Raw genomic sequence first — 25,486 nt, 5'->3', positions numbered from 1 at the left:
CAGATCATCCTCGGGAAGGTGCGCCCTTTCCTACGCCGCCTCGCCGAGGCTCATCCACAGGTTCTGATCATTGCTCCAGACGGGATCGGGATCTGGTGTCCGGTGAATGGGCACGGTCCCCATGAGCTGATGGTGCAAGCGACGCTGTAGCGGGGCGTCGACGTGGTGGCCACGTAGATCGGCACCGCGTATTGAACGAGGTTTGCGTAACCGGCTCTATTGCGCGCCGCGTATGCAACCATGTTGGCGCTGTTGGGATCTACCGGTGTCGCGGTGCTCAACGCGGTGCGCCAAGTGCTCGTCGACGTGAACGGCACGCCGGCGGTCCCGGTGCCGGCCGGCACGGGCGGTGGCGTGGTCGTGGACGAACCGGCCAGGGTCATGGTGATCGTGTCGATGAGCAATGCGCGAGTGCAAGTGCTCGTCGAATTGTCATTGGTGAACGTGATCGTCAGAGCGTGTGATCCGGCAGGCACCGTGCGATTCGTGCTGAAGTTCGTCCACGTCGTCTCTTTGACACTGGTCTTGATGACTCGCGAACCGTCGATCGCGACCACCATGTTGGGTGAGCCGTTGCAGGGCACGCCTCTGGCGCGCACTGTGATGGTCGCAGCGGCGGTGACGGGCATGGACAGCGTTGCCGTCGCAGTCCCTTTGGCGATGAAGGCAAGTGCTGCTCCGCTCGTCGCGGTGCCGTCAGAGAGCGCTGTCGCGGATCCGGTGGGTGACACAGACAAAGTGGTTCCGGCGATTGCGGCGTCCGCTGCGTGGGCTGGTGCGGCTACGGCGATCGGAAACACCACTGCGACGGCGAGCGCGGTCCATCGGCGAACTGCCATGACGCGCTCCTGAGGTTGTGGCGATCAGAACGTGTCACATCCTGCAGTCAAGTCGCTATCAAAACAATGGTCCCAGCTATCACTTTGATAACAAACCGCATTTGGCGAGATGGTTTTCGCGTATTGACGGTATTGTATGTTTCTCCTCGGTTACGTGGCATTAGCCACCAATGACCACTCAGCCGTGGGTTGTTCCCGAGCACACCGCCACGACCACTGCGGCAGCGTGGCAGTCTGAGTGCGTCAGTGACACAGATATTTGGTTCCAGCCCTGCTCTGCTGCCAGCATCGCCGCAGCGCCGAAGAGTCGCAAAGCGGGCAGTCGGGCAGTCGTGACTATCTCGATTTCGCGCGGCGCAAAGGCTGCATCAGGCTGCGAAAACGCCTTGATTGCAGCCTCTTTCGCGGCAAATCGAGCAGCGAGGCGGGCCACCTGATCGGGGCCGGCGCACGCCGCCTGCTCATCGGCGGTATATATCTTGTCAAGAAACCGCTGTCCGAACGCTGACAGCGAGTGCTTGATCTCCCCGAGGCTCACGACGTCGCAGCCCACCCGAATCTGCGCGCCCGGAACCTGCGCCTCAGGCGGGTTCATTCGCATGTCTGGACGGGAACGCGGGTGATCAGATCTATCGAATCGACTGTGCCGGTGGGCCTTTCGCTGCCGCCCTCGCGCGCCAGGAGAACTTGGTGGGGCAGCCGCGGTGCCAGGTCGAAATAGTTGTCACCGGGTGTCCAGCCGGGAATGTCGACCTCGACATAACGGAGCGCGACCTCTGACGTCACATTCAGTACCCAGTTGTCGGGCGATGATCTCGACACCATGGCCGTCACTGCTGACGCGGCTTGCCCGACTCTCGGGTTGATCACCAACACGTCGCGCGCGGTGCGGGCGTTGTCGAACACCGCGACGGCTTGCACTGCGTCTGCGGACGGCGGTCCGAAGCGGAACGCATGTGACAGATCGCGAAAGTGACCAGATATCTCGGAGTCGAAGTATGTGACCGACGAAGCGGGCGGCACCGCCACACGGCACGTCGCATCGACCGCGATACCTGTGAAATTCGTTGCAGTCAATCTCAATTCGCCGTTCAGCGGCGTACTGGTGTCGTTGTGTACGTCGATCCGGATGCCGGCCAGCCCATCGTTCGCGACGATGACCGACACCGGTGCCCAGGTGCGGGCCAGCACTGCTAATGCCGCTTTGGCCCCGCCGTCGGAGTCCAGGAGGCCCCAACCGGCGCCGGGCACCAAGTCCCTGCCGGACAACACCAGAGCGCCCCCGCAACCCGAGTCGGAACGTCGCCAGAAGCCGAAACATTCGCGCATTGTGCCGGCGACGGCAAGTCGGCCCAGTTGGAGGTACCGTTCGGCACTGGTGCGCCGAACCTCCAGGACGTCTTCCCCGAAGATCTCACGGACGTAGAAATCCCGAACGTCCTCGAAGTCCCACGAGGATCCCCGGTCTCGGGGCACACCCGCTTTCCAATCCGGATGGTGTCCAGCAACGCTTGCAGAACCGAAATGCCTTTCCACATGAGCGGACTCGGGTGGATTGGAGAACGCCAGGCTCTCGGCTGCGAATCGGATCCCCGCGCTGCGCACGTCCGCCAGCGGCCGCAGGTAACCGCCCACCCCGAACCATCCGGCCACACCGGTGTCGGGGCGGATAGCGAGCTGCGCGCTGCCAGGGGCGGGTGAGGGCGAAGATCGGACATAGTGGGCATCCGAATGCTCTACGACGACCGCAGGGAGCAGTGTGTCGATGACTTCAATGGCGGATTCCTGTGCGCTCAGTCCGAGCATCTCGGGCTGCTGGAGAGTCTCGCTACCACCGCTGACCACCGCCAGTGCGGGGTTCCCTGACACTCGACGCAGAACTGATCCCAATTCGCGCGCGATCAACTCGCCCTGCTCGGCCGGAGGGTCGAACGTCGCCAACATCGCATCCTGCCAGACCAATAGACCCGCTTCCGCACACGCCTGCCAGAACTCGTCTTGTTCGAATGCCAACCCGCCGACGACCCGTACCATGTTCGCGCCAGCAGAGGCGAAAGCCATTACCTGAGAGCGAATTTCCTCGTCTTCTGCGTACATCCGGAACGGGTCCGGCGGGGACCAGGTCACGCCTCTGCAGAATATCGGGGTGTCGTTCACGGTGATCTGGAATCCGTCGGTCGATACCGAAACCGTCCGGAACCCGATCAGCTGATCAATCATCTCGACGCCGTCCGCTGCCACGCGGACCCGGTAAAGATGCTGAGGGCCATAGCCGTTAGGCCACCAGCGTACGGGGTCGGCGACCGCGACATCGATGTCTACGGCGCCATTGGTCGGTGGCACCGAATGTTCAGCAATCAGGCTGCCGGCCGGATCGAACAGGGCGATATGGATCGACTTCGCATTGGTGGTTCCGGCGATGGTCAGGATGTCGCCCTCGACCCGCGCCACGATGTCCGTGCGCAGGCGCGCCGGGATCACTTTGACTGGACGCCAAATACCCACGGGAGCAGGGGTGTTCCCATACACGGGGGCGCGCCCGAGCAATGTGGTCCGCGCCCAGCGCAGGCCCGGCGATGCGACCATTGTTGAGCGCCAGCGGCCGCGCGGGCGCCGAGTCTCCAGCCAACGGTTCAGCGAACCGAAGCGGATCACCACTTCGTGTTTGCCTGCCTCGCAATCGATCCGGACCGGTAGAAACATCGACTCACATTCGATGACAGGTGTACGGTCCAAGAACACGATCGCCGGGAACGTCAGGCCGGCGAACGCGACATCAGCTGCCTCGTCAACGGTGAACGTGGTACGGCACCACCAGTCGAAATCATCCGGGTTACCGCTCTGGAGGCCGGCCACTGTCGAGGGTGCGTCCAGAACTGATGCCGCTTCCCACTGATCGGCCAATTCGTCGGGGTGTATGAATGCATCAGGCGCGCAACGCAGGACCTGCCACCGGGCCAGCATCGGCCTAACCTACCGCGTCGGCTATGACCTGGATTCCGATCTGCCAGTCCTGGGCCATCGAATCGAGCGCCGGAGTCACGTCCACCTTGCGGCCGTTGGCGACACGAGCCATCTTGAACTGCACCGATTTGGCGTTGCTCGCCACATTGCGCAGACATCCGGCGGCGACCGCCGCGCCCGGGAACTCGGTGTCGAGATATTCGGCCAAGTCGGCGAGCAGCTCAGCGGTGGCGCCACACTGGCGCAACGAAGCGAACGCCCATAGGTGAAATCGTGCGATACCGGCCTCGGGTAGCCAGCTGGCGGCATTGTGGACGCAGGCGGCCAGTCGATCGACCGGATTGCCGCGCGGTCGGCGACGCAGGTGGTCGCGCACGATGGCGGGAAGAGCACCGGGTTCAGCCCAATGCGGGAAGTGCCGGATCACCTCCATGTATGGCGGAAGCGGCAGCGCGGATTCCGCGGTCAGGCCGAAGATGCCATCGAAATCTTCGCCGGTCAACTCGAACAGCCCCGCGTTGTGCAGGTACCGCAGCTCACGCGCGGGACGGTCGATCCAGATCGGGGTGATGGTGGTTTTGACGTGCTCTGCGCGGTACGCGGTTCCAGCCGTATCCGGCAGCCACCAGCTGTCCACCTCAACAGTGTGGAGCACACCGCGCTGTGGGCCTGTCTCCACGATGTCTAGAACGGGAAGCCACACGTTTTCTTCGCCGACCTCCAAGCCGTACAGCCGCCGCAGCTCGTCGGGTTGCTGCTTGCCGAACGTCCAGGACAGGCCGTCGTGATCGGCGGACAACAGTGCTGCGAACGCGGGAACAGGGTTCAGCCCAAGGCAATTCAGTATCTCGATCCAGAGATCCAGGTAGCAGTTGGTCTCGGTCCAGATGCGGTCGGCGCCGTGCGTGAAATGCTGTGCATGGCTGGCGGGCGTTGCGTCGATCCGCAGGGCTGTCGCTGTCTGGGGCACCGCGGCAAGTGTCACGGTCGTCACCCAGCGAGGCTGGAGACGACCGCCTCGATGTTCTTGATCGAGGCGAACGTGGATTTCTTCAGTGCCTCGTCGGGAAATTCGATGTCGAACTCATCTTCCAGAGCCAGCATCACGTTCACTGATGCATGTGACGTCAATCCGAGTTCGTAGAGGTCGGCATCATCGGCCACTCCGGTTGGGTCGACGGCCATCCGACCATGGGCCGCCAGGACCCGCTCAATAGTCTCCCGCATGGGGCTATCATACAGGCCAAACTGAATTTTGAGTTAGCTGTCAGTGCTGTAGCGAATGGCATTCCACCACGGATTCGGAATGCGTCGAGAACTTTTGGGGGAAGCGTCCATGTCCGACCGTGACGGCGTCGCAACGTTGAACCAGGCTGTGGTGCCCGGCCTCGCCGAAGCTGTGCAAGCGGCGGCCGCGGCCGCTGACGACGTTGATCGGGACGCGCGCTTTCCTCACGAGGCTGTCGAGGCTCTCAAGCACGCAAAATTGTTGTCTTGTGGCCTGCCGGTCGAACTTGGGGGCCGGAACTTCCCAATCGGCCGGTTGGCTGTCGTCGCGCGCGCCCTGGGTGGCGCCTGCAGCGCGGCGGGCATGGTCTTCGCAATGCATCAGACGCAGGCGCTGGTGCTAGCCAAATATGCCCGATCGGGGCCGCCCGCCGAGCTGACAAAGTTGATTGCAGCAAATGAATCACTTATTGCTTCAGCAACCACTGAGGTGACTACTGGTGGCGATCTGGGTGCATCCACGTGCGCGGTGGTGAGCGACGGCGATGGCGTGCAGTTGGAGAAGAACGCACCAGTCATCTCGTACGCCGAGCACGCGGACTACATCGGTGCCACGGCGCGACGCAATCCCGACGCCTCGGCGAATGATCAGGTACTACTGCTATGTCCCGCCCAGGACACGAAATTGGAGCGCACCAGCACATGGAACACCCTGGGATTTAGGGGGACATGCAGTCCGGGCTACCTTTTGTCGACTCGGACGTCGCCCGACAATGTGATCCAGGCCGACTTTGCCAGCATCCTCGCCACGACGATGCTGCCTGCGTCGCACACGCTGTGGGCGTCAGTGTGGCTGGGTATCGCCGATGCTGCCTACGCCAAGGCGCGTAGCACCGTTCGGCAAGCTGCGCGCAAGTCGCCCGGCAAATCCGTACCGCAGGCGACATTGCTGGCCGATCTGACTGTCGCGCATCAGGGTTTCGAGTCGATGGTGCAGCACGAAGTGCGGCGGTATCAGGCGCTGGTCGAGTCAAACGCCGACGAGGCCACGATCAGCTTCACCCTCGCGATGAACAATTTGAAGATCGCGGCGTCGACTGCTGTCATCGAAGTGGTCACCGACGCTCTGAGGATTGTGGGACTCAATGGATATCGTGAGGACCATGCATTGTCCATGGGACGTCTGCTGCGGGACGCGTTCGGACCGCAGCTCATGGTCTCCAATGAGCGCATTCGCTTGAATAACGCCAACCTCGTGTTGGCCTACCGGGGGTAACGATCAGCACATGGTTTCCGATTCACTCGAACTCGCCCGCAAGGAATTTCGCGATTCATTGACTGAAGCCGGGTTGCTCGTCCCGCTCGGGATCGACGGGTTGTATGGCCGCAGCGGTGCCTTCGAGAAGATCATCGATGGTATCGACATCGCGGTCCGCGCCAAAGGTGCCGAAGTGCACGGTGACAATGCGGTGGTTCTGCGTTTTCCACCGCTGTATCCGCGCGAGGCGTTTGAGAAGACCGACTATATTGCGTCCTTTCCGAACCTCACCGGCGCCGTGTCGACATTCACCGGCGGCAACGCCGAGCACCGGGCCCTGCTGGCTGATCGTGATGCCGGCATGTCCTGGGACGGGCATCTGAGTCCGGCCGGAACCATGCTGGTTTCGGCCGCATGCCACCCCAGTTATGGAACGTTGCCGAAGGTGCTGCCGGAAGGCGGTGCGCTGATGGACATCTACGGCTACTGCTTCCGGCACGAACCAGCGATCGATCCCGCACGGATGCAGGCCTTCCGGATGCATGAGTACGTTCGTGTCGGTTCGCCTGAACAGGCTGAGGTGCACCGTAATTCGTGGGTGGCGCACGGCATGGACGTACTGACATCGCTCGGGGTCGATGCCCGCTCGGAAGCTGCCAATGATCCTTTCTTTGGGCGAGCCGGCCGGATGCTGGCGGCCAACCAGCGTGACGAGAACTTGAAGACTGAGTTGGTTGTGCGCCTCTACGGGGATCTCGACGAGGGCACCGCAGTTGTCTCAGCCAACTGTCACCGTGACCACTTCGGTGAGACCTTCGGCCTCTCGACTTCCGATGGTGCGACGGCACACAGCGCCTGCGTCGGGTTCGGGATGGAGCGAATTGCGCTGGCGCTCCTGGTGACTCATGGTCTCGAGACGGATTCGTGGCCAGCCTTGGTCCGGAAGCAACTCGGATGGTGACAGGGCCGTCCATCGCTGAACCGATTGCTAACAGTCGATATGCGCTATGCGTTGATCCAACCGCTCAGATGCATCGTCCTGCCCTCACGGCATGAAGCGGAGACGGTCGACACCGGCAGTGTCGTCCAGTTTCGTGTGCCGACGACCGAGTGCGACGCCAACCATGGTGAGGATCAACATCCCGGTAACGCCGGGGAGTGCACCACTGATCAGACATCCTCCTCCCGGTATATCCGGATCTGACAGCCCCGGAATTGGTGCCTGCGAGGAGACTGTAAGGGGACTGCGCACGCCATCTGCTGGCGATGAATAAGTCGGCATGAACCGGGTGATATCGACGGCTTGTAGCGTGCCCCACCGTGATGGGCCTGCTACCACGTCGGTGTCTCTGGTGGTGGCCGGCCAGGTTCGCCCGCGGACAGCGCGCCGCACGCTCACCGGTGCGATGTCAGCCGATGGCATTGAAAGGTCGCCTCGCTGCCGTGCACTCGACTGCGGGCTGGATGTCAGCGCGGAGTTCATGGAAATCGGGAAGATCGTGGTGTCCTGCTGACGAAGCGAACGGGCATCGACTCGACTGGGTTCGTTAGATCCGGCAACTGGTTGATCCGGAGATAGCGGCGCGGTCTCCAGTGGGCGGCTCTTGTTGGTTGGTGCCTTATGCGCGGGTACGTTGGCCGTACGCAGCGATTTACGCGGTCGGGGAGACGGATTGGCGGACATCAGCGGTGTCTGCTGGGCATCACGGCCATCACTCATCGCTTTCGACACATGTGCACCGTGTACCGAATGACCATGTGAGGCGCCCGATGCCGCTGGCCGTGCATCGTTCACCAGCGGCGGCGGCTGATCTGCCTTCGCTGACGGGGAGGCGACAATTCCGACGACCAAGCCCGCGACCGTCAGCGAAAGCGCCTTGCCCTGCCGCCTGGTTGATTTCATCACAACCGTCCCGAGTCATCGGACTGTTGCCTGAAGCCGATAGTGGGCTCGGACTGGCGGCCGAGGTGCCCACGGCCGCATCTCCTCACGAGCCTGAACCTCGAGCGAAGTTGATCGGGGTCGGTCTCGCTCGAGGTCCAGGAGTTTTGTGGGCAGGTTGCCACGGTTGTCAGTAGGCGCCGCTGCCAGTCAGGACGGTACGGACAGTTTTGGCGATGATGAGCAGGTCTTGTAGTAGGGACCAGTTTTCGACGTACGAAAGGTCCAGGCGCACAGCGTCTTCGACCGCTAGGTCGGAGCGTCCGCTGATTTGCCAGAGTCCGGTGAGGCCGGGTTTGACGGTGAGGCGGCGGCTGACGAGGTCGTCGTAGGTGTCGACTTCGCGGCGGACTTGGGGTCGTGGTCCGACGACGCTCATGTGTCCGGTGAGGACGTTGAGGAATTGGGGGAGTTCGTCGATGGAGTATTTGCGGATGATTTTGCCGATGGGGGTGACACGGGGGTCGTCTTTCATCTTGAAGAACATGGCACCACCGCCGTTGGCAGCGATCAGGTCGGCTTGGCGGGTGTCGGCGTCTTGGTACATGCTGCGGAACTTGGTCATCTTGAACGGGATGCCGTCGAGGCCGATGCGCTCCGCCTTGTAGAAGATCGGGCCACTGCTGGTGAGCTTGACGGCCAGCGCGGTGACGAGCATGAGCGGGGCCACCGCCAGTAGCGCGGCACCGGCGAAGGCGATGTCGAAGGTGCGCTTGATGAGCGAATTGGCACGGCTGTATTGGGGTTTGGTGATCTCGAAGACGGCCATGCCGGCGACCGGGCGGCTGGTGAGGCGTTGGTCGGCGATGTCGATGAGGCCGGGAGCGACCATGAGATCGATACCATGAGTTTCCAGTTCCCACATGAGCCGGCGGATGTCGGTGGGGCTGAGATGGTGGGTGGCTGCCAGGGCGACAGTGTCGGCGTTGGTGTGCAGGACTGCGGCAAGGATGGCTTCGTCGGTGCCGACGATGGGGATGTCGCGGCCGGCGATGGTGATGACTTCCTTGGCGTGGGTGGGTCCCATCGGGGTGCAGAATCCGGCGACGTGGTACCCCGCCCACGGATCCTTCGCGAACTCGGTGGCGATGTCCGCGGCGGCACTCGTGGCGCCGACAACGAGGAGGCGGCTTTGGTTGTAGCCATGGCGGCGCTTGTTCGCGTGGATCTTGCGCCAGATCCAGCGGGTGGCGATCAGACCGACCAGACCCGTGGGCAGAGCGATGGCCAGGTAGCCGCGCGAGATGTCGAAGTGCAACAGCGTCGAGGCGATGGCGATGAGGCCGAACAGCTGCAGCGTGGCCGCAGCGAGGGTGACGTATTCATCGAATCCGCGGCCGACGATTTTGGCTGATCGGCTGCCAAGGGACAGAAAACCCATCCAGGCGATGGCGATGATGGCGGACACGACGAGGTAGCGGATGTGGGGACCGCCGTCGAGGGAGACGTAGACAGGGCGCGCGTCGGCACCGGCGAAGCGGAAAATCTGCCCGAGGATGACGGCAGAGCAAATAACGAGTGCGTCGCTGAAAATAAGCTGGCGTGCATATTTTGCGTGACGTTGCTCACGGATTGACCTGCCCCGGTTGCCGCTTGTGGTAGCCGGTGGTGGCTGCAGATTGAGCTGGTTTGTTGTGTCGACCTGACCGGTGGACGACTTGATTACCGACTTTACCTGCGCATTTTCTACGGTTGGTGTCGACATGGCTACCGGGGCGCTCTCTGCTGGGCGGGACTCACTCGGCGGGTTCGATCCCTGGCTGCTTGCAGGATTCACCTGCCAGTTCAGGATCCACACGCGGACCGACGGTGGTCTCGCGTGATGCTGTATCTGTTAACGAATGCGATTTGCAGCAAATTTATACCTAAGGGTTGAAACAGGCAAGTAGGACACCTAATCAACACGTGTTACGGCCATCACATCTGGCCTCAGACCCATGTGAGACGAGACCTGACTGCTCTGGGGCGTCAGGAAATGCGGATGATCTCGAGGGGGACCGTGCGCGTCAGGGTGAAACCCATCGCCTTGTAGAGCGTCTGAGCCGGGTTGTCGCTCGATGTATGGAGGAACGGAGTTTCGTCGCGCGCGCGGATACCGTGGGCGATTGCGCGGATCAGGCGGGACGCCAGGCCCTGTCCGCGGGCTTCGGGGGCGGTGCACACTGCGCTGATTTCCGTGAATCCGGTCGGTCGCATCCGCTCGCCGGCCATCGCGACGAGCGAACCATCGGCGGCGCGGATACCCAGATAGGTTCCGAGTTCGATGGTCCGGGGGAGGAACGGTCCCGGTTTGGTCCGCTCGACCAGGGCGGTCATCTCGGGCACGTCGGCCGGCGTCAGAGGTATCGCCGCCGGATCGGGAGCAGCTTCGATTTCGCTGCCCTCATATTGGACCAAACCGAACGTCTCGACGACGGACCAGCCCGCGGGCAGCGCGGTGGCGCGGTCGCGAAGGACCGCGATCCCGGTGTCGCCGGCCAGGCGGGCGACGTGGATGTAGTCCTCGGCGGTCAGTTCGCGTGGGTGACCATAGAACACCGAAACGTCCGCGCGGTATCGCTGGATCCGTCCGCTGACTTCACGGAACCGGCTGTGTGGGCCGTCGAGCGCGGCGTTGAAGGGGTCGGCGAGCACATCGGTCACGCCTCGATCATCCCAGATGACGAGATGGCATCAGGACGCCGACTGGCGGCGGGCTCGCCGAGAACGCTTTGGAATCACGAAGATTGGAACGCGCTGCACCCCTGCATTATTCGTCACTGTGACGAATGCGTCCTATTCCCAACCATTCTGTGCGGGGTAGAAGAAGATAGACTGCCCGACCATGCCCTCGCTTGCGACCTCGGCACGCAACCTGTTCGCCATCACCCTCGGCGATGGCGTGTGCCCACCGGAACCGACCGAGCACGCGGTGCTGTTCGATGAACCGCACCGCCAACTGCGGCGCTACGGCCATTCGGACGGGCGCGAGTCCGCACTGGTGCCGGTTCTGCTGGTACCGCCACTGGCCGCTTCGGCGACCTGCTACGACTTGTCGCCGGGTCAATCACTGGTGGCGCACCTACTGGAACAGGGCCGTACCCCGTACGTGGTCGACTACGGCGAAATCGGCTGGGCTGACCGGCATCTCGGTTTGGAGGCCTTCTTCGCAGACATCCTGCCGGAAGCCATCGAGCGGGTGCTCATCGATTCCGGGGCCGAGGAACTCGACCTGATCGGTTGGAGCCTCGGCGGCACGCTCAGCCTGTTGACTGCGGCTGCCAACAAGGACCTGCCCATCCGTTCGATCACCGGCATCGGCACGCCGCTGGATTACGGCCGGATCCCCGGCTATCCGGAAGTCCGACGAATCACCAAGCCCACCAACGGCTATGCGGTCACCACTGTCCTGCGCGCCATGGGCGGGGTGCCCGCCCCGGTGGTCCAGGCCGCTTACCGCGCGACGTCCTGGGATCGTGAACTCAAACGACCGTGGTTCGTCCTCAACAACCTGGGCAACACCAAAGCCTTGGCCAGAGCCGAAGTGATCGACCGCTTCCAGGACGCGTTTCCGGGATATCCGGGGCGCGCCGTATCTCAGATGTGGGGCCGGCTGATCTACCACGACGAGATCGCCACCGGCGTCGTCAATGTTGCGGGCCGGACCCTTGACCTGACGTCATTGACACTGCCGATCCAACTGTTCGGCAGCCACCGGGACGCCATCGCGCCGTGGGAATGCGTGCACAACGGGGTGACCATGCTGAAGTCGGCCGATGTTCGGTTCGCCACTGTGGAAGCCAGCCATCTCGGCTTGGTCGCATTGTCGGCCGGTGTCACCGAGACGTGGCCGGCGATCGACGACTTCCTGAAGGAACTGGACACGCGCTAGGAGGGTCCGCCGGCGGCCGTTCTATTCGGGCCTGAGGTGGCGCCACCAGCACGTGATGTACAAGCTCATCGAGGCCACCAGTGTCACGATCACCCAGAGCACTACGGACACGTCGATCCACGTCCCGATGGGTGGAGCATCGGGTAGCGCGTTGCGCAGCGGCACCACTGCGAAAAGCATTGCGGCAAACCATGTCGTCATGGGCGGCTGAAACTTGCGGCGGTTGCGTGCGGTCTGTACGGCGACCACCGCTCCTAGTACGGCAATCGTGACGAGCGCGCCGACGAGGACTGCGGCGAATGCGGCTGTGCTGGGGGAGCGCTGCGCCTTGACCCGGTAGACACCCGGTGCGGCGTCGTTGCTGCCGGCCGGAATGTGGAACATCCATCCGGGCACCCGATCGAAGAACGCGGGCGTCACTCGTATCGGTACGTGTGACGCACCCCGGAACAGTTCGACGGTGATCGGGCCCGAGCGGTAATGGTCGAATGGATAGCTGCCAGGGTCGCCGGACAGGATCAGCGCGACGGGAAAGACGTCGGGCACCATGCCTTTCGTCCATGTGCGGCGGGTCGGTGTCACTGCGGATTGCACTGCGACACTGAGGTCTTCGGTAAGACTGTGCGTTTGCGGGTCCAGCAGCGCTGGACCGGGCACGACGGTCACGTTGGCCACCATGTCGCCTTTGACCGAATGGACCTCGTTCAGGTCGATGGTGACGGTGGTGCCATCGGCTGTCGGTATCGGCTCGCTGATTTGGCTCGGGTGTCCGAGGCCGGTCCTCGCGTACAGCGCGATTGTCGTGAGGTACAGGGCGACGACAACCGCCACACTCGCGACTACCCGGACTTTCATCGGCGACCCCTCCCGCATAATTGACAGCAGTGTAAGTCAGGTTTCTGCACGGATGCGCCGAAACCCCGATGGCATCGTCGGTGAAAGGTTGAACCAGGTTGCGGCCCAATGCTATTCGTCACAGTGACGAATAGCATTGCGGCAGGTTTCCCGAGACGGCAGGGGGGTGAATGGCGGTCGACTTTCGCCTGTTGTCATATCGATGGCCAGTCAGCGCTTGAGCCACTCATGCGCACACCGCGGCGTTGAACGGCAGATCGCCAATTCGGATCGAAAGGCTGGGCGCTGCAGTGATATTCGCGCACCCGGTTAGCCGTGGCTAAAACGTCACAGTGACAAATTGGTTCAGTCCGGCCCGCGCGCTCAAGCGTCGCTGGGGGCTGCCGAGTTGGCGGCACGGTTGCGCCTGGGCATGTTGTCCGTTCTCATTGATTCTGGGGCATTCTCATTGAATCTGGGGTAAGTGCGTGTCTTTCTCATTGAATCTGGGGCACGAGGCTTAGCGTTTATGTGTGCTGACGTCGGCTGTTTCGGCTGGGCCAGGTGTAGCGAGTGCAGTGGACTTGGAGTTCAACACCCGCGAGGGATGCACGCGGCAATCGCTGGACCGATGTGCTGCAACCCGGTTTGAGTTGGACTGTTCACCAGTGCGGAATTTCCCCTCGTTTCGAGGTCAGCGTAACTTTCCCGGGCTGTGGTGGTTCGCCACAACCGGCGCACATGTAGGTCACGAGTCCTGGGTAGAACGTGACCAGTTGATGGCGTTGGATGCCGATCCGGATGTTGTTGGTGTTCTGTCGCAACCATTTTGGATTCATTGGCGTGACGGCACGCGGCATGCTCCTGACTACTTCGTGCGGCGCCGCGATGGATCTGTCGTCGTAGTCGACGTTCGTGAGGACGACCGGATCTCTGACGCTGATCGGGACGTGTTCGATCGGTCTGCCGCCACGTGCGCGATGGTCGGTTGGGATTACCTGCGTGTCGGTTCCCTCGATCCAGTGCTGCGGGCGAATCTACGTTGGTTGTCGGGTTATCGGCATCCGCGAGTATTGAAGATCGGTTTGGCTGATCAACTGGCGGAGGTCTTCGCTCGGGTCCGTCCGTTGATGGCTGGTGTGCACGCGGTCGGGACTCCTTTGGTGGTGCTGCCCGTACTGTTTCATCTGCTCTGGCACGGCCGTTTAGTTGCCGATCTGCAAGGAGCGGCACTTGGCGACGACACGGCGATTGGCCTCGGGACCGGGTGGTGACCTGACGTGCGAACGGGTGTCGTCCGAGAGGGAGACGAAATCCGTTTATCAGCAGGTGTTTTCACCGTCGTAACCCTGTCGGGCGGATCAGCTCGACTGGTTGACGCTGTCGGCGAGCAGATTGTGGTGCCGCTCTCGCAGCTGATGGTTGATCCGGCATTGGAATTGGTGTCGGGGTCGCGACCGCCACTGTGTTCTGAGGAAATGCTGGCTGGCATTCCCGAGGCAGCCGTCGAGCAAGCACGGTGGTGGGAGCGCCACATCGTGGAGATCCTCAGCGGCCGCCCGCCTGGGACGGCCGCGGGCATTCGTCCCCGCCCAGAGTTCGACACGGCGAAACGATCTCTGCGGCAGCGTGAGCTGGCCAAGTTGGACGAGCTGCGTGCCGCCGGCCACGACGTGAGTCGGAATGCGTTGCAGCGTCGCCGATTTGCCTACGAACGGGACGGGCTCCTGGGAGTGGTTGACGGGCGCCATAATCGGCGGCGCGCGGTATTCGGCCGTGTGGACGACCGTGTCGTCGCCGCGGTGCGGGATGCGATCGAGGGCGAGACCGACCTGTCAACGGGAACGGTGCAGCGTCTGCAACGGCGGGTCGCCAAGACGCTGGTGGCCACCTATGGTGCCGACGACGCGCCCGCGATGCCGTCGCAGCCCACCTTCTACCGGCTGGTCAAGCGCCTCGCGGAAGGACGGCACACGTTCGGGTCAGCACGGACGCGGCGATCGCTGTCCAAGCAGCCCGATGGCCCATTCGGGTCGATCACCGTGGTGCGCCCCGGCGAGATGGTGGAAATCGATTCAACCCTTCTGGATGTACGGGTAGTGCTCGATGACGGCATGGTAGACCGAGTCGAGCTGACTGCGATGGTCGACAACGCTACGCGGTCCATCCCGGCCGCGGTGCTGCGACCGACGACCAAAGCAGTGGACGCGTCACTGCTCTTGGCGCGGGCATTGACGCCCGAACCGATGCGCCCGGGATGGGCCGATGCGCTGCGGATGTCCCGGTCGGTACTTCCGCACCACAGCCTGACCAGTGTCGATCAGCGCCTGGCCGATGCTGCGGCCAGGCCGGTGATCGCTCCCGAGACGATCGTCTGCGATCACGGGAAAGCGTATCTGTCCCAAACATTTCGGCAAGCGTGCTGCACATTGGGGATCAATCTGCAGCCGGCTCATCCCGACTGCCCGACCGATAAGCCGAAGATCGAGCGGACATTGCAGTCGGTGGGCACCCTGTTCGCACAGTACGTGGCCGGTTACGTCGGTTCATCGGTGGAGCGGCGTGGGAAAAACGCCGAGGACGACGCGGTGTGGTCGATGATTGAGCTGCAGGCGCTGCTGGACGAGTGGATCATCGCGGTGTGGCAGAACCGCCCCCACGATGGCCTGCGGGATCCGGTGACGCCGGGGAAAGCGTTGTCTCCCAACGAGAAATACACTGCCCTCGTTGAGGTGGCTGGCTATGTACCGGTCCCACTGGACGCCGACGACTATATCGAATTGCTTCCCGTGCAGTGGCGCACAATCAACAGTTACGGGGTCCGGATCAACCATCGCACCTATGACGCCAAGGCGCTCAACCCATACCGGCGCCAGCATTCCGGGGTCGATGCCCGTAACGGACAGTGGGAAGTGCACTACGACCCGTATGACGTGTCGAGGATTTGGGTGCGCAATCACCACGAAGACGGATGGCTGGCCGCGACGTGGACGCACCTTCGGTCCTCGCCGGTGCCGTTCGGCGAGACACTGTGGCGCCACGCCCGCTCCGTAGCCGACCGCAGAGGGGCCCAGAAGACCCAGGAAGCGGAGATTGCGGCCATCGCGGAGGACTTGCTGGACCGCGCCGCCGCTGGGCCGCAGCAGCAGACGAAAGCCGAGCGCCGAGTGACTGGACGGACCAGCGCCGCGAGCGCCGGCCGGGACTGGCCGGACCCGACGGAATCATCCGAACATCATGGCCCGTCACCGTCGGAACGGGCCGCCGACAACGAGACTTTCGACGATGACGGCGAGATGGCGGAGGTCATACCCCTGCCGGTGTTTGATGCACGCAAGGAGGCCCAAACGTGGCGACTGTGACCGAGATTGCGGCGGTGGGTCAGTTAGAGGATCGCCGCCAGCCGACCACGACGCTGGAGGGCTGGCGGCGTTTTGTTGATGCCGATCCGCCGGAGTTCACGTTGCTCGCCGACGACGAGTGGGCCAGCCTCGGTGAGGACGAGCGGACGGCCTACAACGAGGCCCGGGTTGCGCATCATTCGGAGCTGGTGGTGGTCACCACGTCGGCGATCGAAGCGATCACCCATCAGGGCCGGCTGTTGACATTGCTCAACCAGCGCGAGATCGGGGCCCGGCGCGGGCTGATCATCTCCGGCGGGGCAGCGACGGGGAAAACTACGGCGATCAAGCAACTGGGTCGGTTTCACGAATTGCGCACCCGTGCACGGTTTCCCGGCGATGAGAGCCGGATTCCGGTGGTGTATGTGACGGCCCCGCCGAAAGGGTCGCCCCGCAAGTTGGCGATGGAGTTCGCACGGTTTCTGGGGCTTCCCACGCTCAATCAGCGGATGAACGTGACCGATATTTCCGATGCCGTGTGCCAGGTGCTCATCGATGCCCGTACCGACATCGTGGTGGTCGATGAAATCCACAACCTCAACCTCGACACCCGCGCCGGCGAAGAACTGTCCGACCACCTCAAATACTTCACCGAGCATCTGCCTGCGACATTCGTTTACGCCGGGATCGAAGTGGAACGCTCGGGGCTGTTCACCGGCACGCGGGGACGGCAGTTGGCCGGCCGTTGCGGGGTGATCCACACCAGCGCATTCCCCGACGCCAAGGAGTGGCGACAACTCGTCGCCGCCATGGAAGGTACCTTGCGTCTGCATCGACACGAACCGGGAAGCCTTGTCGCCCAGGCCCGTTACCTGCACCGCCGCACCGGCGGGATGATCGGCAGCCTGGCCCACTTGATCCGGGCTTCAGCAATCCAAGCGATGCTCGACGGCACCGAGCACATCACCCGCGAGGCCATGGACGATATTTTGATCGACTACGCCGCCCACACGGCCGCGGCCCGCACGGCCAGCTGACGTGGCAACTGTCAGGCCGTGGCCGCGCGGACCACGCCAGCGGCTCCCGCGAACGATCGCACCGTTCCGTTGGGAAGCCGTATCGTCCTACATCGACAGGCTGGCCCGCGCCAACCATATCGGCGTCTCCACACTGCGCGGCCATGTCGCCGAATCATGCGCAGCCCGGCCGCGACCGGACTGGTTGGCCGTCGTCAGCGGCCAACCTGAGCAGGTAATCCGGTCCCGTCTCTGCGGACTTGCTGGCGACCCCACCGCGCTCAAGCAATATCTCCGCCGCCCTTTGTGTCAAAGATGTATGGCACGCAAGGGAATACACGAACCCGTCTACTGCTACCTGCCTGCACATGTCTCCGTATGCCACCGTCACCGACGCTGGATCGGTTCACCAACGCGCGTTCTTGACGACCAGGTGGATCTTCGTGACCGGCCCACGGTGCTCAGTGCCGGGCGCACGCATCGGCGCTTGGCCCGTCAGTATTCAGAGGTCGACCTTCATGACGCCTTGGGCGACGCCCGCCACATCCTGGTCTTCTGGGCTCACGCAGAGCGTCACGTGGCGGCGGGGATTCTGCAGAATGGCCTAGAAGCGCACGTGGTGGCCTACCCCGATGTGATCGCCGTAGCCGCAACATTGCTCACAGCTCGCCCTCGGGTTGAACAGCCCAGGACGCCAACGGAACCCGCCTGGCCGACGCTACTGCTCGACCGCATCAACGAACGCACCGGCGCCCACCATGCCGACGCCACCCCCGTCGAGCAATGGGCGCAGTACCGACGCCTATTCGCCACTGCCGTATTGACGACACGCTCAGACGGCGCAGAACTGGCGTGTCGCGCTTAGGGGTCGGCAGTCTTGAATGTGCCTTATCAGTAAGGCACTTGTGGTGTGCATCTGACTGTGTCCGACGGTTGTATCTATCGGCTTTCTAATCGTTAGGGACAGTGGTATCTGGCTGGGTGTATCGGCCGGTGAATCATCACCGGCGGCGCTGCTTGCCGGTGATTGGCCGGCGGTGGGTGGTCCAGCACGCGGCCACCGCGCTGACCACCACAGCGAAGGCGGCAATGACGCTGGCCGGGAGGGCGTGGTCCTGCAGCCATCCGGTCGCGGTGGCCGACCAGCCGGTGAGCAGGTTGCCGCCGCTGGCGGTGTGCCCGGTGGCCGCGGGCAGCCAGTACCACGCGAGGTAGGCGCCGGTGGCGATGAGGACAACGGCGGTGACGCGGGTCCCGTGGCGGGCGAGGATACCCAGATGCCGGGTCAGGGCCGTGCCGGCGATGGCGGTGCCGACGCTGACCAGCATCAAGATGGTGGCGGCACCGGCTGTGTATGCGGTGAACACTGCCAGCAGACCGCCCCATCCGCTGGTGGCCTGGGCCTGGGCGATCACCGCGAGCAGTACCCCGAAGGTGCAGGACAGTGACGCCAGGGCGTAGCCGATTCCGGCCGCGAGCACACCACCGGCTGTTGGGGAGTCCGGCCGATGACGCGTCCGGGCAGGCATACGCAGACCGATGGTGCGGCCGGTGAGCATGAAGCCGCCCAAGATGGCCAGGGTGAGCCCGATCGTGATCCCGAGCCAGGGAGCAGCCGTCACCAGGGTCCGGGCACCGGCACTGATCGCGATACCGGCGAGGGTGAGGGTGCCGGTGAACCCGATGGTCAGGACGGCCCCGGTGCGCAGTGCCCGGGCCAGCCGCACGAGCACCGCATCGGTGCCGCCGGTGGCGATGGTGCCGGTGATCCACGCCGGTAGCAGCGCGAACCCGCAGGGGTTGACCGGGGCGAGCATGCCAGCGGTAAACGCGAGCGCGAGCAGGTTCACCGTGCGGCGCTGCTGCCGAGGGCGGCCAGGATCTGATCCTGGGACGGGGCGTGGCCGCGGTAGCTGATCTGCCCGGACGGGTCGATGACGAGGGCGGTGGTCGGCGCGGTCACCTGGTAGCGGCTGGTCAGGGCCCCGTTAGTATCGACGACCGCGGGCAGGCTGGTGCCGCCGATCTGGTCCAGGAAGTGGCGAACATCGGCGGGTTTCTCGGTGGGGACGATGTCGACGGCTAGGAACTTGGCGCTGCCTCCGGCTTTCTCCACGGCCGCCCGAGCAGCGGCCAGGGATTTACCGCCGCCGACGCATTCGCCGCACCCGTAGGAGAAGAACAGGATCGCGGTCGGGGCGGCAGCGGGCAGTTCGACGGTTTTGCCGTCCACCGTGGTCAGTGTCGCCGCCGTCGCCTGGGTTGTGGCGTTGGCGTGTGGCGGTGAGGTCGGATTGCTGGTTGTGGCCGATTGGCCGCACGCGGTCAGCGCGCCCGCTGCCAGCATCACAGCCGTAACGCCCGCCCACCTGTGGGGTGTAAACGAACGCGTTTCAGACATTGTCGATGCTTCCTTTCGTCAGGTCGTCGAGCGTGTGCGTCGCGGGTGAATGGCTGTCGGCGGGACAGCAGTGATCGCCGCGTTGACCGCGGCGGGCGAAGGCGACCACAGCCGCCAGCAGCAGCGCGACGGCTGCCCCGATGACCCATGGATTCTCGAGCAGTCCACACACGGCGGCGAGCGCGCCGCCGGCGATCAGGACTGGCGCGGCGCAACACAGGGCCGTCACCAGCACCGCTGCCGCACCCAGCAGCACGGGATTTCTTCGTGGACGTTGATTCATTGATTTCTCCTCATCAGGTTGGGTGCGGCTGGTCAGCTGCAGCAGCCGGGGTGGGCAGTTGGCGGGGTATGGAGCTGGGTAAGGATTTGTGTGGTCAGGGCTGCGCCGAGTTGGTGGGCCTCAGCGACGCTGACGATCTGACCTTCGGGGTGCTCGGCGAGCCACGGCGCGGCGTCCTGCGCGCAGGTGAAGTAGTGCACCTGGTTGCAGAATGAGGACCGGATCGAGGTGAGGTCGTCGGGGTTGACCAGCGAGACCACCGCGGTCTCGGGCTGCACGCTGGTGACACCGTTTTCGCCGACCGAGACCCTGATCGGGTGCCCGCTGACGGGTGATTCGGATTCGATGCTGGCGGGCCGGTCCAGGATGGTGGGAAAGATGAGGGTGTCCAGGGCGCACCAGGTGTAGAGCTCTTGGCCGGCCACGGTGAATCGGTGGCGGGTCGGGCGCAGGGTCAGGCCCTGGCCGACGATGCGGCCCTGCTCGTCGTATTCGGTGTCGGGTACCGCGGCCAGACGCCGGGTCACCTCGTCAACCGGGAGGCCGACGGCCGCGGCGAGCGCCTCCACGGTGACCGGCTCGCCGGCGGCGAGCAGCCGCAGCAACGGCACCAGCATCGTCGGGTCGAGCCCGGACTCTTCCGGAATGGTCAGGCGGTCAAGGAAATTGGGCATCAGGAACCTTTCGAGTGAGCCATGCGTCAGGATGCGCAGCAGGACAGTCGGGACATATCGGCGCTGAAGGACTGGGCGGCGATTTTGATGCCTTCGGCCATGGTCAGATACGGGGCCCAGGACCCGGCGACCTGGTCGACGGTCATCGCGGCGTCGAGGATGTAGACCGCGGCGGCGGCGATCTCGCCAGCATCCTTGGCGACGGCGGTGATGCCGTGGATGCGGCCGGTGCCGGCGTCGGCGACGAGTTTGATGAAACCGCGGGTGTCTCGGTTGACCACCGCACGCGGCACATGTTTTAGCGGCAGCACCCGGCAGTCGCACCGTGTCCCGGCGGCGAGGAGCTCGGCCTCGGTCGTCCCGGCCGCACCGACCGCGGGGCTGGTGAACGTCACGCGGGGCAGATGGCGGTAGTCGACCCTGCGGCCGGCGTCGGTGAAGATGTTGTCGGCGACCATCGCGCCGTGATGGGCGGCGACGTAGACGAACTCGCGGTGCCCGGTCACGTCGCCGGCCGCCCAGATCCGTGGGTTCGACGACTGCAGCCCGTCGCTCACCACGACCTCGTTGTTCTCGCCGGTTTTGACCTGCACCGCTTCGAGATTCAGGCCGTCGGTGTTCGGACGGCGGCCGGTGGCGACGAGGACTTTCGCGGCACGGAACTGCTGCGTTCCGCCGGTGATGGTCGCGGTGACCGTGACCTGATCGTCGGCCTGCTCGACCTCGCTCACCGTGGCGCGGCGCACCACCCGGATGCCGTCGTCGGCGAACACCTCCAGCAGCGCCATGCCGACTTCCGGCTCTTCCTTCGATGCCAGCGTGGAGCGGACCAGCACCGTCACCGTTGACCCGAGCCGGGCGAACAGTTGCGCCTGCTCCAACGCGACGTAGCCGCCGCCGATCACCAGCAGCGACTCCGGGACCTCGGTGACTTCCATCGCGGTGGTCGAGGTCAGGTAGGCGACGCCCTCGAATGCGGGCGGGATGACTGGGTTCGCGCCGGTGGCGATCAGGTAGTGCTCGGCCTCGATGGTGGCATCGCCGACCTCGATGACGGGCGCGTCCGGGGTTCCGGCGAACCGCGCTTGGCCCTGAATGCGCTGCCAGCCATACGATTCGGCCACGTTGAGGTACTTCTCTGAGCGCAGCGACTCCACCAGATCGTGCGTGCCGGCGATCAGGGCCGCCATGTCCACCGGGCCGGCCGTGGTGGCGATCCCCGGGAACCGGGCAGTGTCGGCTGCGGTATGCCGGGCCTCGGCCGCTGCGATCAGGGCCTTTGACGGCACGCAGCCGGTGTTGACACACGTGCCACCGAAGATGCCGCGCTCGATCATGACGACGGACTTGCCGAGCGCGGTAGCGCGGATCGCCGCGGCCATCGCCGCGCCGCCGGAACCGATGACCGCGAGGTCCAATCCCTGACTCATGCACCCATCCTTGACCTTCAAGTAGGCTTGAAGGTCAAGTGTTCTGAGGAGACATCGTGAGAATCGGGAAGCTCGCCGAGGCGACCGGGGCCACCACCGCGACGCTGCGCTACTACGAAGACGAAGGCCTGCTCCCGCCCGCCGAACGTTCCCCGGCGGGGTATCGCGACTATGCCGCCGACACGATCGCCCGGGTCGGCTTCATCCGACGGGGACAGGCCGCCGGGTTCAGCCTCGCCCAGATTCGGCAGATCCTCGACATCCGTGACAGCGGCCACGCGCCGTGCACGCACGTGCGCGACCTGCTCGACATCCGACTGACCGACCTCGACGAGCAGATCAGCGCACTGGTGGCACTGCGCGAGACCATCGCCCGGCTGCGGCAGGGCGCCGAAAGCGTCGACCCGGAATCATGCTGTCCGATCTGGAACATCTTGTGAGTGGGACATGACATTGACCTCGGAGCTCTCAAGTGGTTCTGGACGACCTTCTCGCTCCTCTGTCCAAGGAAAAGTGAGAGTGCCGGATAGATTCCGAAACGACCTGAGAGTGTCGGACACGCGCTCGCCACGCCGCTGAGGCAGACGACGCACCGCCTGGTGGTGGCCCAGCCGGGAATCGACTGGCGCTCCGACCTCGCTGTGTCGCATCATCGAGGCGTGGGACGAAAAAGCCGCGCCAAGGCCGAGTTGCGCGCCGGAACGCGGTCTCCGACCCCGAAGGAGGCGAGGCGGGCGGCAGAGAAGGCAAACCGCCGCGGTGGCGCTGTGCAACCGACGATCGAGGGCTACGAGCGCGTGTGTCGATTGGGTCCGGACCGGCTAACCGAGGCGTTGGTGGCGCGTCATCACACCCGCATGCTGAATCTCGAACGAATTCCCGATGACTACGCTTTCCAAGCGCTGCGACCGCTACTACCAATCGGACTCCTGGACCAGGCTCACGTATCGCTTGGCGTTCCCCTCCAACGCTTCCCCGCGTCGTTTCACGGTAACGCTCCGGCGCATCTCGCGTGGGGGCTCGAAAGCGCAGTGTCTGCTTGCCGGCTCCTGCTGGCGGGTCAGGCCGTCGGCGCCGCGGTGGTCGCGCGTCAGCAGTTGGAACGGTGGACACTGCTGCTGGCAAGGATTACCGGCGTCGAGCGTCAGCCACGCGAGCCCCTCCAGGAGTTCATTGCACGTTGCTGGTCCTCGCACGCAATGGATCAGGTGGGGGAGGAGGCTATCCGGACCGCGGTCTCGGCCGCTGCCGATCCATTCGTTGACGGGGAGCCTACGCCCGACAGCGACGTTCCGGGGCACGAGCACATCGACCTGTCCGACGGAACCGAGGTCTGCCCCCTGAATGTATACGTCCACCTCAGCGAGATGATCCACGGAGACCTCTTCCGTGAGACCGTGGACTGGGAGGCGAATGACTTGCTCGACCCGACGAGCCTCCCCACCGAGGCACAGGACGCCGTCGCAGCAGTTTGTGATGCGCTGAGCCTCAACGTCATTCAACTCAGAACAGCCACCTCCGCGGTTTGCGCCAGTCGGGGCCATGCCGAACAGGCCGTTCTGCTTCAGCGAGCGGGCGATAGGGTCGAGAAGCTCACTCGTCGCCCAGAGGACCACGGGCGCGCCGACACCGGGTCGCAGCCAATGACGCGACCGAAGCTGCCGGCGCTCATGCCGCTGACGGTCAACGAGGGACTAGACGCTGAACCGATCGAGTACCTCGCGCGTCGATCCGCAAACTACGCACAAGTCCTCGCACGTGAACTCCCCGCAGGTCGGCTCTACCGTGACGACGAAATGCTCACCTTAGCCTTCACGGCGCACCGGCACGCCAGCGCCATGGCGGCAGCAGCGATGCTTGATCGTGAAAAGCTCTACTATGGTGAGGAATTCGAACCCATGAATTTAGTGGGTAGGGGCGTCACCTACGTCCTGGTTGCCGAGATCGCGGCACTCTGCTCTCGGTGGACCGACCGGCTACCCCACCTGGCCGCGGCGGCTGCGGCGGTCTCGTCATCGCTGCGGTCGGCGTATTGGCTATGGCTCGAAGACGACGACCGCGCGATGGCGACATTGCGCTGCACGCTCGAGCAGACCGCGCGAATCCGCGTCTGGCGTATCAAACCCGAGAAGGCCGAGAAGCTAGAAACCAGCCTGGGCACGACACCGCGTGACTGGCTGGAAACGGCCGGATGGCGCCGACTGAGCGTGCTGGGTCGTGCCCTGAGCGAGTTCGCGCACGCGCATCCAGGGAGTAGATGGGACGGTGCGCGCAATCTCCTCACGGCACTGCAGATCAACCCCGATGAGAAGATCGCGCCATTCACAGCGCGCGGCTCGGCGCTGGACTTTGTCGCAACGCTTGCAGCCAGGGAGGCGATCAGCGTGATCTCCGAGATACACTCGCCGCTCATCGCCGGAACCATGCGAGATGCACTCGCGCCGTCGAAGCTCGATCTTTCCGTCGACGACCGGGCGGTCGACGAAATCCTCAACCACATCTGGGAACAGCGCTCGCAGCCGCTTGGGCCGCCGCAGTTCGTCTGAAGTGCGTCTCGGCGATTACCGCAGCAGATTAAAGACGCTGCAGGGCAGTTGATCTGGTAAACGGACACGGACTCAGTGCAAGCTCGGACAGCTGTACAGGTGGGCGCGGACAATTGTGCTGTCGAGCGGCGAAAGGGGGTCAGGCGCGTTGAACGTTCCGGTTGTTTTCGGAGTTCGCCTCTGGCGTTGCCAGAAGTTCTTGAAGCGTCACCGCGTCATTGATCGCAGCTACGCGGTCAACGAAGTCTCACTGACCCTTGCCCGAACGGGCATGCTCAGAGGTGCCTGCACTCGCGCTTCGGGTCGATCTGTCAGCGCGGTGGCCACCGCTGTGCGGGCTCGGCCCGGTCCCCACCGGAAAAGGATGCCCTCAGATTCGAGGAGTGTGCGGGGATCATCGGTTCAGGTGAGAGTGCCGGATGAAATCCAGAAAGCCTGAGTGCGCGAGAGAGGCGGTTCATCCGGTCGATCCAGTGCGGGTCACGGGCACCGGATCGCGCGGCGCGGTTTCATACGCGCGTCGCGTCGTGAAGGGGCGGATGTCCGAGCTGGCAGCGGGGCGTAGGTCCAACCTGACCTGCACGCCGGGTGTGCCGCATGGTCAAGAGCCGTCCCGTAAGCCGGAAAGCAATGCCTCACCTGAGGTGATGTGATTGCGTAGCTCGTCGACCAAGTGTCGCAGCCCGTCGCGGAGCTCAACTTGGTCGGCGGTGGCGTCGCTGATCCGTTGGCGGGCGTCGTCAGCGAGATCATTGAGCGCTTGTTGCGCCAGCGCTGTCGCTTTGAACCGCCCCGAGTTTGATGCACACCTTCTTTCGAGGGAAGGTAGTTCGCATCATGCCGAAGAAGTACGACGAGGA

Annotated in this window: 22 protein-coding genes; 9 read left to right on the top strand and 13 right to left on the bottom strand. The window is 64.1% G+C overall.

Annotated features, from left to right (window positions below; translation table 11 throughout):
- Window positions 1-50 precede the first annotated feature (50 nt).
- The 5 genes from ACJH6J_RS27685 to ACJH6J_RS27665 all read right to left on the bottom strand — a co-directional run bounded on the left by ACJH6J_RS27685 (window position 51) and on the right by ACJH6J_RS27665 (window position 5,030).
- On the bottom strand, window positions 51-560 hold the full coding sequence (locus ACJH6J_RS27685) for a carbohydrate-binding domain-containing protein (protein WP_406804859.1): 510 nt from the start codon (window positions 558-560) through the stop codon (window positions 51-53).
- Window positions 561-1,017: 457 nt separating this feature from the next.
- The gene (locus tag ACJH6J_RS27680) at window positions 1,018-1,440 is read right to left on the bottom strand and encodes a holo-ACP synthase (RefSeq protein ID WP_234789729.1); all 423 of its coding nucleotides are present in this window, start codon (window positions 1,438-1,440) and stop codon (window positions 1,018-1,020) included.
- The gene (locus tag ACJH6J_RS27675; protein WP_064860120.1) at window positions 1,431-3,803 is read right to left on the bottom strand and encodes a hypothetical protein; all 2,373 of its coding nucleotides are present in this window, start codon (window positions 3,801-3,803) and stop codon (window positions 1,431-1,433) included. Before ACJH6J_RS27675 ends, ACJH6J_RS27680 begins: the two co-directional genes overlap by 10 nt.
- 4 nt (window positions 3,804-3,807) lie before the next feature.
- Window positions 3,808-4,797 carry a DUF1839 family protein gene (locus tag ACJH6J_RS27670; protein WP_234789728.1) on the bottom strand — a complete coding sequence of 330 codons (990 nt, stop codon included), beginning with the start codon at window positions 4,795-4,797 and terminating at the stop codon, window positions 3,808-3,810.
- Entirely contained in the window at window positions 4,794-5,030 is a 237-nt protein-coding gene (locus ACJH6J_RS27665) for an acyl carrier protein (protein ID WP_064860119.1), read from the bottom strand. Before ACJH6J_RS27665 ends, ACJH6J_RS27670 begins: the two co-directional genes overlap by 4 nt.
- A 109-nt stretch (window positions 5,031-5,139) precedes the next feature.
- On the opposite strand from ACJH6J_RS27665, the gene ACJH6J_RS27660 reads away from it, so the two are divergent.
- Together ACJH6J_RS27660 and ACJH6J_RS27655 are read left to right on the top strand one after the other, a co-directional pair.
- The gene (locus ACJH6J_RS27660; protein WP_064860131.1) at window positions 5,140-6,306 is read left to right on the top strand and encodes an acyl-CoA dehydrogenase family protein; all 1,167 of its coding nucleotides are present in this window, start codon (window positions 5,140-5,142) and stop codon (window positions 6,304-6,306) included.
- A gap of 10 nt (window positions 6,307-6,316) precedes the next feature.
- Window positions 6,317-7,249, top strand: a complete 933-nt coding sequence (locus ACJH6J_RS27655) for an amino acid--[acyl-carrier-protein] ligase (protein WP_064860118.1) — start codon at window positions 6,317-6,319, stop codon at window positions 7,247-7,249.
- 1,111 nt (window positions 7,250-8,360) lie between these two features.
- Here the strand turns inward: ACJH6J_RS27655 and ACJH6J_RS27650 are convergent.
- Complete coding sequence (locus tag ACJH6J_RS27650; RefSeq protein ID WP_212814814.1) at window positions 8,361-9,728, bottom strand: sugar transferase; 1,368 nt, start codon at window positions 9,726-9,728, stop codon at window positions 8,361-8,363.
- Between the two features lie 470 nt (window positions 9,729-10,198).
- On the bottom strand, window positions 10,199-10,873 hold the full coding sequence (locus ACJH6J_RS27645) for a GNAT family N-acetyltransferase (RefSeq protein WP_406804858.1): 675 nt from the start codon (window positions 10,871-10,873) through the stop codon (window positions 10,199-10,201).
- Between the two features lie 181 nt (window positions 10,874-11,054).
- Between ACJH6J_RS27645 and ACJH6J_RS27640 the strand changes: the two genes are divergently transcribed.
- The gene (locus ACJH6J_RS27640) at window positions 11,055-12,101 is read left to right on the top strand and encodes an alpha/beta fold hydrolase (RefSeq protein ID WP_061001266.1); all 1,047 of its coding nucleotides are present in this window, start codon (window positions 11,055-11,057) and stop codon (window positions 12,099-12,101) included.
- 21 nt (window positions 12,102-12,122) lie between these two features.
- Here ACJH6J_RS27640 and ACJH6J_RS27635 read toward each other — a convergent pair whose 3' ends face one another.
- Window positions 12,123-12,956 carry a DUF4436 domain-containing protein gene (locus ACJH6J_RS27635; RefSeq protein ID WP_061001267.1) on the bottom strand — a complete coding sequence of 278 codons (834 nt, stop codon included), beginning with the start codon at window positions 12,954-12,956 and terminating at the stop codon, window positions 12,123-12,125.
- A gap of 512 nt (window positions 12,957-13,468) precedes the next feature.
- On the opposite strand from ACJH6J_RS27635, the gene ACJH6J_RS27630 reads away from it, so the two are divergent.
- The 4 genes from ACJH6J_RS27630 to ACJH6J_RS27615 all read left to right on the top strand — a co-directional run bounded on the left by ACJH6J_RS27630 (window position 13,469) and on the right by ACJH6J_RS27615 (window position 18,157).
- Window positions 13,469-14,209: a TnsA-like heteromeric transposase endonuclease subunit gene (locus tag ACJH6J_RS27630; RefSeq protein WP_011894084.1), complete on the top strand. Its 741-nt coding sequence runs from the start codon at window positions 13,469-13,471 to the stop codon at window positions 14,207-14,209.
- Window positions 14,210-14,332: 123 nt separating this feature from the next.
- Window positions 14,333-16,297, top strand: a complete 1,965-nt coding sequence (locus tag ACJH6J_RS27625; RefSeq protein WP_005148662.1) for a Mu transposase C-terminal domain-containing protein — start codon at window positions 14,333-14,335, stop codon at window positions 16,295-16,297.
- Entirely contained in the window at window positions 16,285-17,313 is a 1,029-nt protein-coding gene (locus ACJH6J_RS27620) for an ATP-binding protein (RefSeq protein WP_005148661.1), read from the top strand. Before ACJH6J_RS27625 ends, ACJH6J_RS27620 begins: the two co-directional genes overlap by 13 nt.
- A 298-nt stretch (window positions 17,314-17,611) precedes the next feature.
- A complete protein-coding gene (locus tag ACJH6J_RS27615; RefSeq protein ID WP_226522004.1) occupies window positions 17,612-18,157 on the top strand; it encodes a hypothetical protein in 546 nt (181 codons plus the stop codon).
- A 136-nt stretch (window positions 18,158-18,293) separates the two neighbouring features.
- On the opposite strand, the gene ACJH6J_RS27610 is transcribed toward ACJH6J_RS27615, so the two are convergent.
- The 5 genes from ACJH6J_RS27610 to merA are packed head-to-tail and all read right to left on the bottom strand — an operon-like array spanning window position 18,294 to window position 22,080.
- Window positions 18,294-19,142 (bottom strand): cytochrome c biogenesis CcdA family protein, encoded by an 849-nt coding sequence (locus ACJH6J_RS27610; RefSeq protein ID WP_024444598.1) that lies wholly within the window; start codon window positions 19,140-19,142, stop codon window positions 18,294-18,296.
- On the bottom strand, window positions 19,139-19,639 hold the full coding sequence (locus ACJH6J_RS27605) for a redoxin domain-containing protein (protein ID WP_225433764.1): 501 nt from the start codon (window positions 19,637-19,639) through the stop codon (window positions 19,139-19,141). Before ACJH6J_RS27605 ends, ACJH6J_RS27610 begins: the two co-directional genes overlap by 4 nt.
- Window positions 19,640-19,685: 46 nt before the next feature.
- Window positions 19,686-19,976: a hypothetical protein gene (locus ACJH6J_RS27600; RefSeq protein ID WP_005148657.1), complete on the bottom strand. Its 291-nt coding sequence runs from the start codon at window positions 19,974-19,976 to the stop codon at window positions 19,686-19,688.
- A 32-nt stretch (window positions 19,977-20,008) separates the two neighbouring features.
- Entirely contained in the window at window positions 20,009-20,650 is a 642-nt protein-coding gene (gene merB / locus ACJH6J_RS27595; protein ID WP_005148656.1) for an organomercurial lyase MerB, read from the bottom strand.
- A gap of 26 nt (window positions 20,651-20,676) precedes the next feature.
- Window positions 20,677-22,080 (bottom strand): mercury(II) reductase, encoded by a 1,404-nt coding sequence (merA, locus tag ACJH6J_RS27590; protein ID WP_005148655.1) that lies wholly within the window; start codon window positions 22,078-22,080, stop codon window positions 20,677-20,679.
- Window positions 22,081-22,136: 56 nt separating this feature from the next.
- Between merA and ACJH6J_RS27585 the strand changes: the two genes are divergently transcribed.
- The gene (locus ACJH6J_RS27585; protein WP_406804857.1) at window positions 22,137-22,520 is read left to right on the top strand and encodes a heavy metal-responsive transcriptional regulator; all 384 of its coding nucleotides are present in this window, start codon (window positions 22,137-22,139) and stop codon (window positions 22,518-22,520) included.
- Between the two features lie 327 nt (window positions 22,521-22,847).
- A complete protein-coding gene (locus ACJH6J_RS27580; protein WP_406804856.1) occupies window positions 22,848-24,626 on the top strand; it encodes a hypothetical protein in 1,779 nt (592 codons plus the stop codon).
- Window positions 24,627-25,486: the final 860 nt, after the last annotated feature.

This window comes from Mycobacterium sp. SMC-18 (assembly GCF_045310895.1).
Lineage (GTDB): Bacteria > Actinomycetota > Actinomycetes > Mycobacteriales > Mycobacteriaceae > Mycobacterium.
This window is presented reverse-complemented; position numbering and strand designations above follow the sequence as displayed.

What these genes read in the sequence shown, in the direction of transcription:
- ACJH6J_RS27685 (WP_406804859.1), bottom strand. Translation starts at nt 560, where the DNA reads ATGGTGGTCGCGATCGACGGTTCGCGAGTCATCAAGACCAGTGTCAAA.
- ACJH6J_RS27680 (WP_234789729.1), bottom strand. Translation starts at nt 1,440, where the DNA reads ATGCGAATGAACCCGCCTGAGGCGCAGGTTCCGGGCGCGCAGATTCGG.
- ACJH6J_RS27675 (WP_064860120.1), bottom strand. Translation starts at nt 3,803, where the DNA reads ATGCTGGCCCGGTGGCAGGTCCTGCGTTGCGCGCCTGATGCATTCATA.
- ACJH6J_RS27665 (WP_064860119.1), bottom strand. Translation starts at nt 5,030, where the DNA reads ATGCGGGAGACTATTGAGCGGGTCCTGGCGGCCCATGGTCGGATGGCC.
- ACJH6J_RS27660 (WP_064860131.1), top strand. Translation starts at nt 5,140, where the DNA reads ATGTCCGACCGTGACGGCGTCGCAACGTTGAACCAGGCTGTGGTGCCC.
- ACJH6J_RS27655 (WP_064860118.1), top strand. Translation starts at nt 6,317, where the DNA reads ATGGTTTCCGATTCACTCGAACTCGCCCGCAAGGAATTTCGCGATTCA.
- ACJH6J_RS27640 (WP_061001266.1), top strand. Translation starts at nt 11,055, where the DNA reads ATGCCCTCGCTTGCGACCTCGGCACGCAACCTGTTCGCCATCACCCTC.
- ACJH6J_RS27635 (WP_061001267.1), bottom strand. Translation starts at nt 12,956, where the DNA reads ATGAAAGTCCGGGTAGTCGCGAGTGTGGCGGTTGTCGTCGCCCTGTAC.
- ACJH6J_RS27615 (WP_226522004.1), top strand. Translation starts at nt 17,612, where the DNA reads ATGGCACGCAAGGGAATACACGAACCCGTCTACTGCTACCTGCCTGCA.
- ACJH6J_RS27605 (WP_225433764.1), bottom strand. Translation starts at nt 19,639, where the DNA reads ATGCTGGCAGCGGGCGCGCTGACCGCGTGCGGCCAATCGGCCACAACC.
- ACJH6J_RS27600 (WP_005148657.1), bottom strand. Translation starts at nt 19,976, where the DNA reads ATGAATCAACGTCCACGAAGAAATCCCGTGCTGCTGGGTGCGGCAGCG.
- merB (WP_005148656.1), bottom strand. Translation starts at nt 20,650, where the DNA reads ATGCCCAATTTCCTTGACCGCCTGACCATTCCGGAAGAGTCCGGGCTC.
- merA (WP_005148655.1), bottom strand. Translation starts at nt 22,080, where the DNA reads ATGAGTCAGGGATTGGACCTCGCGGTCATCGGTTCCGGCGGCGCGGCG.